The sequence below is a fragment of the Streptomyces sp. NPDC045470 genome, assembly GCF_040646595.1.
Taxonomy (GTDB): domain Bacteria; phylum Actinomycetota; class Actinomycetes; order Streptomycetales; family Streptomycetaceae; genus Streptomyces.
Window position 1 is genome coordinate 66,900 of sequence record NZ_JBEZAN010000007.1, and the last position, 13,193, is coordinate 80,092.

General features: G+C 73.9%; 18 protein-coding genes. 2 read left to right on the forward strand and 16 right to left on the reverse strand.

The features are described from left to right. Positions 1-125: 125 nt before the first annotated feature. Positions 126-1,340 (reverse strand): FAD-dependent monooxygenase, encoded by a 1,215-nt coding sequence (locus AB0A97_RS21375; protein WP_361152154.1) that lies wholly within the window; start codon positions 1,338-1,340, stop codon positions 126-128. Between the two features lie 261 nt (positions 1,341-1,601). Here AB0A97_RS21375 and AB0A97_RS21380 point away from each other — a divergent pair, with 261 nt between their 5' ends. Then, entirely contained in the window at positions 1,602-2,456 is an 855-nt protein-coding gene (locus AB0A97_RS21380; protein WP_361152156.1) for an LLM class flavin-dependent oxidoreductase, read from the forward strand. A gap of 96 nt (positions 2,457-2,552) precedes the next feature. Here AB0A97_RS21380 and AB0A97_RS21385 read toward each other — a convergent pair whose 3' ends face one another. The 11 genes from AB0A97_RS21385 to AB0A97_RS21435 form a co-directional block, all read right to left on the reverse strand. Beyond that, positions 2,553-3,758 carry a nucleotide disphospho-sugar-binding domain-containing protein gene (locus AB0A97_RS21385; protein ID WP_361152158.1) on the reverse strand — a complete coding sequence of 402 codons (1,206 nt, stop codon included), beginning with the start codon at positions 3,756-3,758 and terminating at the stop codon, positions 2,553-2,555. Positions 3,759-3,886: 128 nt separating this feature from the next. Continuing rightward, positions 3,887-4,750 carry an NAD(P)-dependent oxidoreductase gene (locus tag AB0A97_RS21390; protein WP_361152161.1) on the reverse strand — a complete coding sequence of 288 codons (864 nt, stop codon included), beginning with the start codon at positions 4,748-4,750 and terminating at the stop codon, positions 3,887-3,889. Positions 4,751-4,789: 39 nt separating this feature from the next. Then, positions 4,790-5,101 (reverse strand): antibiotic biosynthesis monooxygenase family protein, encoded by a 312-nt coding sequence (locus AB0A97_RS21395; protein ID WP_361152164.1) that lies wholly within the window; start codon positions 5,099-5,101, stop codon positions 4,790-4,792. After that, positions 5,091-5,414: an antibiotic biosynthesis monooxygenase family protein gene (locus AB0A97_RS21400; protein ID WP_361152167.1), complete on the reverse strand. Its 324-nt coding sequence runs from the start codon at positions 5,412-5,414 to the stop codon at positions 5,091-5,093. The genes AB0A97_RS21395 and AB0A97_RS21400 overlap by 11 nt, the downstream gene beginning before the upstream one ends. After that, on the reverse strand, positions 5,414-6,166 hold the full coding sequence (locus tag AB0A97_RS21405) for an SDR family NAD(P)-dependent oxidoreductase (protein WP_361152170.1): 753 nt from the start codon (positions 6,164-6,166) through the stop codon (positions 5,414-5,416). Before AB0A97_RS21405 ends, AB0A97_RS21400 begins: the two co-directional genes overlap by 1 nt. Positions 6,167-6,240: 74 nt before the next feature. Then, positions 6,241-6,696, reverse strand: coding sequence for an anthrone oxygenase family protein (locus AB0A97_RS21410; protein WP_361152173.1), 456 nt, complete (start codon positions 6,694-6,696; stop codon positions 6,241-6,243). A gap of 10 nt (positions 6,697-6,706) precedes the next feature. Further along, positions 6,707-7,168, reverse strand: coding sequence for an SRPBCC family protein (locus tag AB0A97_RS21415; RefSeq protein WP_361152176.1), 462 nt, complete (start codon positions 7,166-7,168; stop codon positions 6,707-6,709). Positions 7,169-7,197: 29 nt separating this feature from the next. Beyond that, a complete protein-coding gene (locus tag AB0A97_RS21420; RefSeq protein WP_361152179.1) occupies positions 7,198-8,433 on the reverse strand; it encodes a ketosynthase chain-length factor in 1,236 nt (411 codons plus the stop codon). Continuing rightward, a complete protein-coding gene (locus tag AB0A97_RS21425) occupies positions 8,430-9,758 on the reverse strand; it encodes a beta-ketoacyl-[acyl-carrier-protein] synthase family protein (RefSeq protein WP_361152182.1) in 1,329 nt (442 codons plus the stop codon). Before AB0A97_RS21425 ends, AB0A97_RS21420 begins: the two co-directional genes overlap by 4 nt. Next, positions 9,716-10,150, reverse strand: a complete 435-nt coding sequence (locus tag AB0A97_RS21430) for a cupin domain-containing protein (RefSeq protein ID WP_361152185.1) — start codon at positions 10,148-10,150, stop codon at positions 9,716-9,718. Before AB0A97_RS21430 ends, AB0A97_RS21425 begins: the two co-directional genes overlap by 43 nt. A 52-nt stretch (positions 10,151-10,202) precedes the next feature. Then, positions 10,203-10,538: a TcmI family type II polyketide cyclase gene (locus AB0A97_RS21435; protein WP_361152188.1), complete on the reverse strand. Its 336-nt coding sequence runs from the start codon at positions 10,536-10,538 to the stop codon at positions 10,203-10,205. A 175-nt stretch (positions 10,539-10,713) separates the two neighbouring features. On the opposite strand from AB0A97_RS21435, the gene AB0A97_RS21440 reads away from it, so the two are divergent. Continuing rightward, positions 10,714-11,112, forward strand: a complete 399-nt coding sequence (locus tag AB0A97_RS21440) for a SchA/CurD-like domain-containing protein (RefSeq protein WP_361152191.1) — start codon at positions 10,714-10,716, stop codon at positions 11,110-11,112. Positions 11,113-11,229: 117 nt separating this feature from the next. Here AB0A97_RS21440 and AB0A97_RS21445 read toward each other — a convergent pair whose 3' ends face one another. The 4 genes from AB0A97_RS21445 to AB0A97_RS21460 are packed head-to-tail and all read right to left on the reverse strand — an operon-like array spanning position 11,230 to position 13,113. Beyond that, a complete protein-coding gene (locus tag AB0A97_RS21445; protein WP_361152194.1) occupies positions 11,230-11,682 on the reverse strand; it encodes a DUF1772 domain-containing protein in 453 nt (150 codons plus the stop codon). Further along, entirely contained in the window at positions 11,679-12,068 is a 390-nt protein-coding gene (locus AB0A97_RS21450; RefSeq protein WP_361152197.1) for a SchA/CurD-like domain-containing protein, read from the reverse strand. Before AB0A97_RS21450 ends, AB0A97_RS21445 begins: the two co-directional genes overlap by 4 nt. Then, complete coding sequence (locus tag AB0A97_RS21455; RefSeq protein ID WP_361152200.1) at positions 12,068-12,847, reverse strand: SDR family oxidoreductase; 780 nt, start codon at positions 12,845-12,847, stop codon at positions 12,068-12,070. Before AB0A97_RS21455 ends, AB0A97_RS21450 begins: the two co-directional genes overlap by 1 nt. Beyond that, positions 12,844-13,113, reverse strand: a complete 270-nt coding sequence (locus AB0A97_RS21460; RefSeq protein WP_361152203.1) for an acyl carrier protein — start codon at positions 13,111-13,113, stop codon at positions 12,844-12,846. The genes AB0A97_RS21455 and AB0A97_RS21460 overlap by 4 nt, the downstream gene beginning before the upstream one ends. Positions 13,114-13,193 lie beyond the last annotated feature (80 nt).

Below are 13,193 nucleotides of genomic sequence, written 5' to 3' on the forward strand. Positions count from 1 at the left end.
CCGACGGCGCACCGCCGCGGCCGGGGCGGTGGCCTACGGGCCAGGGCTCCCGCACGCGGCCTCTCGCACGGGAGGGCCCAGGGCCGGGCGACCGGCCCCGGGCCCTCGCGTCACCTCCCCGTCGTTCACCCGTCGACGTCCACCTTCTTGATCGACCAGCGCGCGATGCGCAGCGACATCTCCACGCCCTCGGTCGCGTACTCCACCATGGCCTTCTGATAGGCCGCCACCGCGTCCGCGAGGCCGCGCTCGCCCCGGTCCACCGCGGTCAGCGCCTCGGTCAGCGCCGCGGCGTCCCGTACCGCGGTGTTGGCACCGACCCCGCCCGAAGGCGGCATCGTGTGCACCGCGTCCCCCAGCGGGACGACCGGGCCGGCCTCCCAGGGCACCACGGGCGTGTGCGCCCGCAGGGCCACGCCGAAGGTGAGCTCCGGCCGGGCGTGCCGGAAGACGCCGCGCAGCCCCGGGTGCCAGGCCGCGGTCCGGGCGGCCGCGAAGCGGCACAGGCCGGGCCCGTCCAGGGCGAAGAACTCCGCGTCCGGCATCCCCAGGTCCGCCCGGTGCACGTTCAGCACCGCCATGTAGTAGTCCCCGGTGTCCGGCAGCGTAAGCCCCGGGTACAGCCGGGCCGCCGTCCCGCGTACCCCGTCCCGGAACGACATCGGCATCAGCCCGAGATGGCTGCCGTCCGTGCCGATCACATAGCTGAAACGGTCCCGCAGCGACTCCGGCAGCCCCGCGCGCACCGCGTCCGCGCGTGTGATGCGCGAGAACACCGTCCGTACGCCCAGGTCGGCGGGCCGGCGGTCGGGCCGGAACTGCGCCCGCACCTGCGAGTTGGCCCCGTCCGCCGCCACCAGGACGTCCCCCTCGGCGCTGCTGCCGTCGGCGAAATGGGCCCGCACCCCGCCGCCCGGCAGCCGTTCGCAGCGCGTGAAGGTCCTGCCGTACCGGACCACCGGCTCCAGCCCGGCCAGCAGGATCCGGCGGAGCACGTCCCGGTCCACCGCGTCGATCTTGTCGGGCCGCTCGCCCCGCGGATCGTCGAAGCTGGGCGTCCACTGGGGGGCGAGGTGTTCGTCGTACGCGTCGAGGCCGTTCTCGCCACGCCGGTGCGCGGTGGCCACGAGCAGTTCGCGCAACGGCGGCGGCAGGCAGGCGCGCAGCGACGCCTCGCCCTCCGGGCTGATCCGCAGCCGGTACCCCTGGCGCCGTTCGTCCGGGCCGCCGTCCCGTTCGAAGACCGTGACGTCCACCCCGGCGCCGCGCAGGCCCTGCGCGAGGCACAGACCGCCGACGCCCCCTCCGATCACCAGGACCCGCATTCCGTTCCGGCCCATTGGCACGCTCCTCTCGCACGGTGTGTCGGCCCACTGTGCGGACGACGGCTCGGAAATCCCTGGAAAGTCCGTCCACCGGAACTGGACGCGCCTTTGAGACGACGCCTGCAAGGTGGCCGCACGCCCGGGCTCCACCGGACCCGGCCGGGCCCGCGGCCGGTACGCCGGGGCCCGTGGTCTCCGCGGACGGCGGACTGCGCCGACACCCCGCCCCCGCCCGGCACACCGTGCCCCACCGCACACACAAGGAGCTGATCAGGTATGGAATTCGGGTTGGGCCTGCCGACGACGGTCCCGGACAAGGACGGCCCCGCACTGGCCTCCTGGGCCCGCCGGGCCGAGGACGCCGGATTCGCCAGTCTCGGCGTGATCGACCGGCTCGTCTACGACAACTACGAACCGCTGACGGCCCTGGCCGCCGCGGCCGCGGTGACCGAACGCGTACGTCTGACGACCGGCATCCTCATCGCCCCCTACCGCACCCAGACGGCGCTGCTGGCCAAGCAGGCGGCCACCGTCTCGGCGCTGTCCGGCAGCCGGCTGGTGCTGGGCGTCGCCGCGGGCGGCCGCGAGGACGACTTCCAGGCCGTGGACGCCACCTACCACGACCGCGGACGCCGGCTGGACGCCCAGCTCGCCGAGTTGCGCGACATCTGGCAGGGCAAGGGCGAGGTGTCCGGTATCGGCCCCGAACTGAGCACCGGGCAGCCGCAGCTGCTGGTCGGCGGCCACTCGCCGGCGGCGATGCGGCGCGCCGCCCGCCTCGGCGACGGCTGGTTCTGCGGCGGCAGCTCCGCGTCGGCGTACGGCGACCTGGTCGCACGGGCCCGCGAGGCGTGGAAGGCGGAGGGCCGCGCCGGCCGGCCGCGGTTGGTGTCGCTCGCCTACGCGGCGCTCGGCCCCGGCGCGCGCGAGCTGGCCCAGGCGTACCTCGGCGACTACTACGCCTTCGCGGGCCCCTTCGCTCAGCGCATCGCCTCCATGGCCGTCACCGACCGGCAGGAACTGGTGGACCTCGCCCAGAGCTACGCGGACCTCGGCTGCGACGAACTGATCCTGATGCCGTGCTCCGCCGACCCGCGGCACCTGGAGTCCCTGGCAGAAGCCGTGCTGTGAGCCGGCGCGAGGGCCGCCCACCGTCGAACCGGTGGGCGGCCCTCGTCGTGTGCGGCGCCGCCGGGGCGCAGTGGGCTCCCGGCGCCCGGGTGCCCCTCAGCGGCTCCCCGCCGCGCGTACCGGCAGCATGCCTGACAGTTCCGCCGCGACCTGCGCCGGCGTCGGGTGGGCGAGCATGGCGGCGCTCATGCGGCGCGCGGCGGCCGGCGCCGCATCGTCGTCCAGCAGCTCGTACGCCTCCGCGCGAAGGCGTTCGGCGGTGGCCTCGTCACGGGTGAGCGCCCGGCCCGCCCCTACGGCCGTCACCCGCCCGGCGTGGCCCTTGTGGTCCGGCAACTGCGGGACCAGAAGCAGCGGCACGCCCGCCCGCAACGAGGTGAGCACCGTGCCGGCCCCGCCGTGGGCCACCACCAGGTCCGCCGAGGGCACCAGCGCGTGCAGGGGTACGTCCGTCACCACGCGTACCCCCGCCGACCCGTCGAGCAGCTCCGGGCCGAGCAGGTCCCGCTGCCGGGCCGACACCGCGAGCACCACCTCGACACCAGGGCCCGCCAGCGCCGCGGCCGCCTGGCCGCCGAGGAAGAGCCGGCCGTCGAGACGTGCCATGGTGTGCCCCCAGGTCACCAGTGCCCGGCGCACCCCCGGCGGCGTGTCCGGCAGCGGCGGCCGGGGGACCTCGCCACACCCGTTGTACGGCACGTACCGCACTGCCATCCGCCGGTACGTCACGGGGAGTTGGAGGGCGTCCGGGCACGGGTCGACGGTCAGCGTGCCGAGTGCGTCGAAGTCCTCGATGCCGTACCGCTCCAGGAACGGCGCCACCGTCTGCGGCAGCAGCGCGCGGGCGCGCGCCAGCAGGTCCGTGCCGTACAGCACCCGGACCGCGGGCACCCCGGCCGCCGCGGCGGCGACCGGGCCGGCCAGCGCGGTCGGTTCGTACACCACCAGGTCCGCGCGCCAGTCGCGGGCCAGCTCCACCAGGTCGTCGGTCATCGACGCGGCGAGTGCCGCGACCATCCGCAGGGCGCGCGGAGCGTTGTTGCCCGGCAGGGGCTCTCCGCCGGAGGGCGGGGCCGACGGGCCGACGGCCGCGGACGGCAGTACGTAGCCCCGCACCAGGCCGGCCGCGTCGGTGTCCGTACCGACCACCGCGCCCGGCAGCCCGGTGCGGTCCGTCTCCGGCTTCAGCGCGGGCGGCCCGGCGACCAGCACCTCGTGCCCGGCGGCCCGGAAGGCCGAGGCCAGCGGCACGAGGGCGTACAGGTGCGAGGGCCAGGCCCAGGACGTGAACAGTACGCGCATGACTTTACGTTGTCCCTTCGTGACGATGTGGACCCGCTCAGCCGGGAGAGAGGGGCCGGAAACGGCCCGCCGCGTACGGCCCGGCGGCCTCCGCAGGGGGAGACACCGGGCCGTACACGGCGGGCCGGCTACGCGGAATGGTCGACGATGACGGAGGCGTCCTTGGCGCCGTCGCCCGCGGCGACCACGGACGCGAACCGCTCCCGCACGGCGTCCAGCACCGGCAGCCCGAGCCCGCTCTCGCTGGCGGCCCGGGTGGCGATCCCGATGTCCTTCTCCATCAGGTCGGCGCGGAAGAACGCCGGCTCGTACGAGCCGCGCAGCATCAGGTCCGCGCGGAACCGCATGACCAGGGAACTGAACCCGGACTCCGCGATGGTGGAGATGACCCGCTCCCGGTCCAGGCCGGCCGCGACCCCGTAGGAGACCGCCTCGGCCATCGACGCGACCTGGGCGCCGAGCAGCAGATTGAGCACGATCTTGAGACTGGTCGCGGTGCCCGGCGCCCCGAGGTGCACCACCTGGGAGCCGAGCGTGTCCAGCACCGGCCGCACCTCGGCCAGGTCCGCCTCGGCCCCGGACACGAAGACCCGCAGCTCGCCCCGGCGGGCCTGCGGCGGATTGCCCACCACGCACGCCTCGACGCGCCGCAGGCCCTGGTCCGCCAGCCTCCCGGCCGCCTCCCGGGCGAAGCCGGGCGAGACGGTCGAGGTGTCGACGACGAGCGCCCCGGGCTCCAGGACCGGTACGACCCGGCCGAACAGCACCTCCTCGACGGCCTGTTCGTCACTGAGACTCAGCAGGACGACCCGCTGCCCCGCGGCGGCGGCCCCGGGGGAGCCGGCACCCCGCGCCCCGGCCCGCAGCAGCGGTTCGGCCTTGCCGGCCGTCCGGTTGTACACGGTCAGCCCGTACCCGCTCTCCAGCAGCCGGTACGCCATCCCGCCGCCCATGGCACCGAGGCCGATGAACGCCAGTTGCCGGTGGTCCATGTGCACTCCTCTCCTTCGACACGGCGGCGCGCGCGTACCTCAGTACGCGGCGTCGACCTCGTACACGGCGAACGGGGCGGCGGTCCTGGTGTCGCGGAACGGGCGCAGCGGAGCGGTGTCCTGGCGGTGGTCCGCGCCCTTCTCCCACTCCAGGAAGGCGGCCATGGACTCCCAGCGGCTCATCACCGCGAGCGCGGTGGGGTCCGTTGGATCGCGCAGCAGCTCGTTGCCCAGCAGCCCCGGCACCTTCGCCATCCGCTCGCTGACCCGGTGATAGGCGGCCCGGACCGCGTCGAGCTGCGCCTCGTCGTACGCGGCCTGGTAGACGATGACCCGAGCCTCACCGGGCACGGCCCGCCACCGCCCGGCCCTCGACGTGCTCCACCATCTCCATGGGGTGGAAGGATCCGCTGCGGCGGAACGGGTGGAGCTTGGCCCGGTGCTCCAGATGCGCGGGGCTGTCCTCGAACTCCCGGAACCGCGCCTCGTCCAGCCAGTCGCTGACGATGTAGTAGGTGCCGTCCTCGGTGGTGGCCCGGGCGAGCGACTGGCCGAGATTGGCCGGATGCCCGGTCACCGCGTCGCTGCCCTCGCGCCACACCCGCTCGAAGTCGCCCTCGCGGCCCGGCTCGATCTCCATCCGGAGCATCACACGGAAGGTCATCAGGAGATCCCCCCGTCGACACCGATGACGTTGCCGGTCACGTAGCGGGACAGGTCGCTGGCGAGCCAGAGCACCGCGCCCGCGACCTCCTCGGGTTTGCCGAGCCGGCCCAGGGCGGTCTTCCCGCCGTAGCGCTGGGTCATGAGGGTGCGCTGCTCCTCGGGCAGCGCGTGGAAGTTCTCGGTCTCGATGACCCCGCAGGCGACCACGTTGAACCGGATGCCCTTGGGCCCGAACTCCCGCGCCAGCGAGCGGTTCAGCCCCACGACGGCGGCCTTGGTGGCGGTGTAGTGGGCGCGCAGCGGTACGCCCGCGTCGACGGCCCGGGAGCCGATGCTGACGACGGAGGAGCCCTCGCCGAGCAGCGGCAGCGCGTGCTGGACGACGAGGTGGGTGCCGGTGATGTTGGTGCGGAGGATGCGTTCCCACTCCTCCAGCGGCAGGTCGGCGTAGGGGACGTGGCTGATGGCGCCGGCGTTGTTGACGAGCAGGTCGAGGGTGCCGTACCGCTCCTCGGCCTGTCGCAGCAGCTCGGCCACGTCGGACGGCCGGGTCAGGTCGGCCCGTACGACGTGGTGGTCGCCGCCGATCGCCTTCAGCTCGGCCTCCAGGGAGCCGACGAAGTCGCTGTCGGAGCGGTAGCAGGTGACGACGTCGACGCCGGCCCGGGCCAGGGCGAGGACGATGCCCCGGCCGATGCCCCGGGTGCCGCCGGTGACCAGCGCTTTCTTTCCGCGCAGTGCGAGTTCCATGATTCCTCCGTAGGGGACGGGACGGGACGAAGCGGAGAGGGTGAAGGGCGTAGGGGGTGGGGGACGGGCGGGGGTCAGAGGAGCACGCCCAGACCGGCGCAGTTCGCCAGGAGGGCGGCGATGGCGAGCAGGCTGCGCCGGCGGTTCCAGGCCCCCCAACTGCGGCGCGGGTCGGCGAAGTCGGCCGGCAGGCGGTCCGGGTCCAGGGTGCGCATCCACCGGTTGACCGGGGCGTTGCGCGCGACCGAGATGACGGCCGTCGCCACGGCCAGCACGGCGGCCACCGCGAACGCCGCCCGCGCGGCAGGCTCCGGTGCCAGGAACGCCAGCGCCGTGTCGCAGCCGACCGTGCCGACGAGACAGAGCGGCATCGCCGGGTCGTAACGGGTGCCGAAGAACGCGTGGGCGTGCACGTACCGGTCGACGGGCAGGGAGGCCAGATAGGGGAAACCGCCGAGCTGGGTGCCGAACAGCACGCCGGCCGCCAGCCCGTTGAGCAGCAACGTCAGCGGAGCGAAGAGGGCCAGCACGTGGGGCCCCTCAGCGGACGAGGGCGCGCGCGGCGGCCTCGACCTTCTCCTTGATCAGGGCCATCTGCACCGTGGTGTTGCGGTTGAGGCGTTCGGTCATCTGCTCGTCGGTGACCGGGGCCGCGTCCTTCATGTGGAAGTCCTGCACCCAGCGCATCCGCACGCCGCCGGGCTCCTGGACGTACTCCCAGTAGATCTTCATGTACGCGAACGGGCCGGTCTCCACCCGCTCGGCCCGCACGGTCCGGCTCGCGGCGTCCGACGTCCGCCGGGACACCCAGCTCCAGACCTGGCCGTTCTCGTCCGGGTGCATCGTCAGGCGGAACAGCACGGTGTCGCCGTCCCGCTCCAGCACCTCGGCGGCAGCGTACTCGCTGAACAGTCCGGGCCACCGGGGCACGTCGTTGGTCATCCGCCACACCAGGTCCATAGGGGCGTCGATGACGATCTCGTTGTCGGTGTGTCCGCTCATGGTGCGTGCTCCTCACGTCGTCGTGCTGGTCAGCGGCCCAGTACCAGGGCCGAGGTGAACCCCCCGTGACCGCGCGCCAGGACCAGGGCCCGCCGCAGCGGCGCTTCCCGTGGCGCTCCGGTCACCAGGTCTATCTCCAGTCCCGGGGCGGGGCGCCGGGTGCCGACGGTGGGCGGGACGACCCCGTCGCGCAGCGCCAGTAGAGCTGTCGCCACGTCGAGCGGCGCGCCGCCGCCGTAGAGCCGGCCGGTCAGCGTCTTGGGCGCCGTGACCGGTACCGCCGACGGCCCGAAGACGTCGGCGACGGCCCCGGCCTCGGCGCGGTCGTCGGCGGGCACCCCGGCCGCGTCGGCGAACACCACGTCGATGTCGCGCGGGGTGAGCCGGGCGGCGCGCAGGGCCTGCTCGACGACCCGGCGCAGCGCCCGGGGACGTCCCGAGCCGGCCGGCGGGTCGAATCCGGCGGCGTGGCCGAGCACCCGCCCGTACTCCGTCCCGGCCGCCCCGCGCGCCTCGGCGGCCTCGGCGCTCTCCAGGACCAGGACGGCGCCGCCCTCGCCGGGCACGTAGCCGCACGCCTCGGCGTCGAACGGCAGGTAGGCCCGCTCCGGATCGGTGACCGTGGACAGCTTCCCGGTGGAGAGCTGCGCGGTCAGGCCGTACGGGCACAGCGAGGCGTCCGTGCCGCCGGTGAGCACCAGCCGAGCGCCCCGGCCGGTCAGCCGCCGGGCCTGGGCGATGGCGTCGAGGCCGCCGGCCTGTTCGCAGGCGAGGACGCCGCAGGGACCGCGCATCCCGTGACGGATGGAGAGCTGGCCGGTGGTGGCCGCGTAGAACCAGGCGATCGACTGGTAGGCGCCGACCCAGGACGGGTCGTGCCGGTAGAGCGCCGTCATCTCCCGCTGCCCGAACTCCGTGCCGCCCGAGGACGAGGAGGTCACCACGGCCATCTCGTACTCGGGCAGCATGGCCGGGTCGACGCCCGCGTCCCCGAGCGCTTCCTCGGCGGCGGCGAGCGCCAGGTGCGTCCAGTGGTCGGTCTGGGAGATCAGCCGGCCGGGCCGTACGGCGGACCGCGCGTCGAAGGCCGGTACCTGGCCGGCCAGGCGTACGGGGTAACCGGACACGTCGAAGCGGGTGGTCCGGCCGATCGCCGATGTGCCGGCCAGGGTCGCCGCCCAGTGGTCCTTGACGCCGAGGCCCGTCGGGGCGACGACGCCGATACCGGTGATCACCGGGGCCCGGGCGGGTCGGGTGACGGTCATATGTCGGTCCTTCCGGCCGCGGCGGCCGCGGTGCCCGGACGCGCCAGCAGCAGCGCGGTCTGGAAACCGCCGAAGCCGCTGCCGACGCTCAGCACCACGTCCATCGCGTGCTTGCGCGCGGTGAGCGGCACGTAGTCCAAGTCGCACTGCGGGTCCGCGTGATGCAGGTTGGCCGTAGGCGGTACGACCTGCCGTTCGAGGGCGAGCGCACAGGCGGCCACCTCGATCGAGCCGATCGCACCCAGCGAATGGCCCACCATGGACTTGATGGAACTCACCGGGATGTCGTGGGCGTGCGCCCCCAGGCTGCGCTTGAACGCCGCCGTCTCGTGCCGGTCGTTCTGCTTGGTGCCCGACCCGTGCGCGTTGACGTAGTCCACGGCGCCGGGGTCGAGCCGGGCCTGCTCCAGGGCGACCGTGATGGCCTCCGCCATCTCTCGCCCGTCGGGCTTGAGTCCGGTCATGTGATAGGCGTTGCTGCGGCTCGCGAAGCCGGCGATCTCACCGTAGATGCGGGCGCCCCGCCGCTCGGCGGCCGTCCGCTCCTCCAGTACCAGTACGGCCGCCCCCTCGGCGAGCACGAAGCCGTCCCGGTCCCGGTCGAAGGGGCGGGAGGCGTGCTCGGGGTCGGCGTTGTTCGGTGTCGTCGCCTTGATCGCGTCGAAGCACGCCGAGGTGATGGGGGACAGCGGGGCGTCGGTGGCGCCGGCCACCGCCACGTCCGCGCTGCCCTCCTCGATCAACTGGACCGCGTGCGCCACGGAGTCCAGCCCGGAGGTGCAGCCGGTCGAGACCAGGGCGACCGGCCCCTCGGCACCGACCTCCCAGGCGACCTCGGCGGCCAGAGTGCTGGGCACCATGTAGCCGTAGAGGTGCGGTACGCCGTACTCGTGGTCGACCAGCCACTTCCGGCCGCGGTCGCTGAGCACGACGTACTCCTCCTCCAGCCCCATGGTGCAGCCCACCGCGCTGCCGATGCTCACCGCGAGCCGCTCGGGCGGCAGCGCCGCGAAGTCCAGTCCGCTGTCCTGGACCGCCTCGCGGGCGGAGACCACGGCGAACTGGGCGGCGCGGTCCATCCGGCGCACCTGGCGCGGTTCCAGGCCCGCGGCGGCCGGGTCGAAGTCGACCTCGGCGGCGACCTGCGAGCGGAAGGCGGCCGGGTCGAACAGGGTGATGCGGCGGGTGGCGGTGCGCCCTTCGGACAGCAGGTCCCAGAACGCCTCCCGGCCCACCCCGCCCGGCACCACGGCGCCGATACCGGTGATGACGGCCCGTCGTCTCACGACGCCCCGCTCACGTCCGGGTTGGCCTCCTCGGGGCATTGGGCCTCCTCGGTGTCCACGTGCCCGAGCTCCGGCCGTGGCGCCAGCGGCGACAGATGGAAGGCGCACCGCGCCGGGCTCTGGCCGGTGTTGACCAGCCGGTGCCGTACCCCGATGGGCACCAGCAGCGAGTCGCCGGCGGTGAGCCCGATCGGTTCGCCGTCCAGCGTCATCGTCAGGCGGCCCTCGACGACGTGCAGGAACTCCTCGGAGTACGGGTGGTAGTGCTCGGTGACGAAGTCACCGGGTTCCAGGGTCAGCACGCCGCCGAAGCCCGAGGTGCAGCCGACGGTGCGGGGGCTGAGGGTGACGCGGAGGTCGCCGCCGCGCTTGGTGTTGGGCGCGACCTCGCCCGCTGAGACCTTGACGGTCCGGGTGATGGCGGTGGTCATGGGTGTTTCCTCCCGGCGGGGGCGGTGGGGCAGGTCCGGTGGCGTCCGGGGGTCACCTGACCCGCCCCTCGTCCTTCGTCCAGATGTAGAAGGGGTCGGCCATCGCGTCCTTGGGCTCCTTCCAGTCCGGGTCGTAGGGCTCGACGCACTCGGCCAGCCGCGTGTTGATGTCCTCGTAGAGCGGGTGGCTGCGGGCCCGGTACAGGTTGGGCGTGATGTCCTGGTCGGCCTCGACGAGGTGGAAGTAGAGCCCGTGGAACCGGAAGAGGGTGCGACGCGAGACGCCGACCAGGTGCGGCAGGTCGGTGGCGTCGGACTCGCCGAAGATCCGGGCGATGTCCTCGGTCTTGTCGGGCTTGAGGCGGGCGACGATCAGGGTGCGGTGCACGGCGTACCTCCCGGAATGTGCCACGGACAGCGTCGGTCGGGACCGTCGCACCGGCGTCTGGAGGGCCGCTCAAGGACGTGTCCAGCCCGCCCGCCGCTGCTGTACGGCCCCTTGAGCTGCCCGCGAGCCGGCTCGGATGCACTGGGAGCCCGTCCGAGCCACCAGGAGCCGCCCCATGCCCTTCGCAGCGATCACGTACGACGTCAAGCCCGGTCACGAGAAGGAACTGACCGAGATCTTCGGGAACTTCACGCGGGTACGCGGCAGTAGCGTCACCGACGCGCAGGGCCGCGCGGCCGGCACCATCCTGGCCACCGCCGTCTTCCTGCGCGACGACACCCTGGTCCGCGTCATCGAGTACACCGGCGACCTCGACGCCGTCGCCCGGCACATGGCGGGCCAGCCCGGGGTGCGTGAGGTGGAGCGCAAGCTCAAGCCGTACCTGAGCCGTCCCCGGGACACCGACACGACGGAGGGGTTCGTGGCCACGTTCCGGCGCAGCCTCCTGACCACCGTCGCCGAGATCTCCGTACGCGACCGGGAGTCCTCCGGGCAGGGGGCGCCGCGCACGTGAGCCCCGCGGTCCGCCGCGCGCCCATGCCTTTGGCCCTTCCGCACCTGGCGCGCGGGAGGGCCAAAGGCGTTGCCGTGCCGGGGCCCCGGCCGCGGTGACGACAGGCCCCGGCAGAGGTCAGGCGGCGTTCACCGCGGCGGCCGTCACCGCCAGGGCCAGGACGGCGAGCACCGTACGCAGCAGGTGCCAGCGGCGCCACAGGGGCCGCGGGTCCTGCCAGTCCGGGGGCAGCGCCGTGGGGTCGGTGACGGCCTTCACCCGTCGGTTGATCGGCACGTTGCACAGGTGCGACACGGCCGACACGCCCACCAGCAGTACGGTGGCGAGCACGAACAGCAGCCGCGCCGTACCGTCCGCCAGGGCGGCGAGCACCCCGTCGGCCAGTGCGCTGCCGAGCACGATGGCCGGCATGGTGGGATCCCAGTTCCGTCCCAGCAGTTGGTGCGCGTACACGTACGTACCCGTGTCCATGGCGAAGAGCGCGGGCAGCACGCTCAACGCCACGGCGAACAGCACCCCCGCGGTGATGCCGCTGCCCAGCAGCGCCGCGACGCCGAGCACACCGGTCATGACGCCCGGGTCGCGGTGGGGTGGGTGTCGACGGTGAGCTGCGCGATCGAGCGCATCGTCGCGTCGCGGAAGTAGGCGGCGAAGTCCTGCGCGGAACGGGTGTCCCGGCGCTCGGCCAGGTACGGGGCGAGCTTCTCCTCCAGGACGTGCACGCCCTTCTGCGCGGCCATGTGGCGGCCGACGGCGGAGAAGTCCCCCTCGTAGTGGATGACCCGTACCAGCACGTCGTCTTTGAGGAACACGGCCGTGCCCAGCAGCCGGCCCGCCTGCTCGCCGGACTCTCCGGCGAACTCCGGCCGGTCGACCCGCTGGAAGCCCGCGAAGATCTCCGCGATCTCCTCCTCGTGGCCCGGTTTCACGCGATAGGTGATGGCGGCGTAAGGCATCAGATTCCTCCGTCTACGTCGAGAGTGACACCGGTGACGTACGCGGCCGCGTCGCCGGCGAGAAACAGGACCGCGCCCGCCACGTCCTCGGGACGGCCCAGCCTGCCGAGCGCCGTCATCGCGGCGATCCGCTCGGCGACCGGGGGCGGCGGGCCGGTGCCGGGACCGGCCGCGGTCACGCCGGGGGCCACGGTGTTGACCCGGATGCCCCGGCCGCCCAGCTCCTTGGCGAGCGCCCGGGTGAAACCGACCAGGGCCGCCTTGGAGGCGCTGTAGTGCACGCCCAGGGGCCGCCCGCGCAGCCCCACGGAGGCGCCGATGTTGACCACCGAGGCGCCCTCCGCGAGCTGCCCCGCCAGCGCGTGGGTGACCTGGTAGACGGAGGTGGTGTTGTGGTTCAGCACCCGGTGCCACTCCGCCTCGGTGAGGTCCTCGAACCTCGCGTGGCCGTCCACCCCCACGTTGTTGACCAGCACGTCCACGCCGCCGAGGTGCTCACCCACCGCGTCCGCCACCGTGCGGGCACCGGTCGCCTGCGTGACGTCGGCCCGCACCAGGACCGGCGGTGTGCCCGCGAGGGCGGTCAGCTCCTCGGCAGCCTGCCGGGGCGCCTCGCCGCCGCCGCGGTGCACGACGGCGAGGCGGGCGCCGGCCCGGGCGAAGGCCAGCGCGACGGCCCGGCCGATGCCACGGGTGCCGCCGGTGACCACCACCCGGCGGCCGCCGAAGCCGGCTCCCGGGGCGGGCGGTCCGGGGGAGCGGGGAGCCGGGGTGGTCACCGGGCCGCTCCGGCGCGCGGCGCTTCCCTCACGAGGTCCAGCAGCAGGCGCGGCGTCACGGCCTCGGCCACCGCGTCGTCGTTCAGCGCGATGCCGTGGCGGCGCTCGATGACGCCCGTGACCTGGAGCAGGGCCAGGGAGTCGTAGCCGAACTCCAGGAACGGCGTGTCGAGGGCGTCGTCACCGTCGAGGCTCATGCCCTCTTCCGGTGCCCCGACGCACTCCAGCAGCAGTTCGTTGAGTTCGGCCAGCGAGATGTCGCTCATCGTCCGTGTTCCTTTCTCGGGTAGCGGTCAGAGCCCGGTGCGCGGTGAAGGGGAGGACCGGGCGGGGGGCGGAGTCTCGG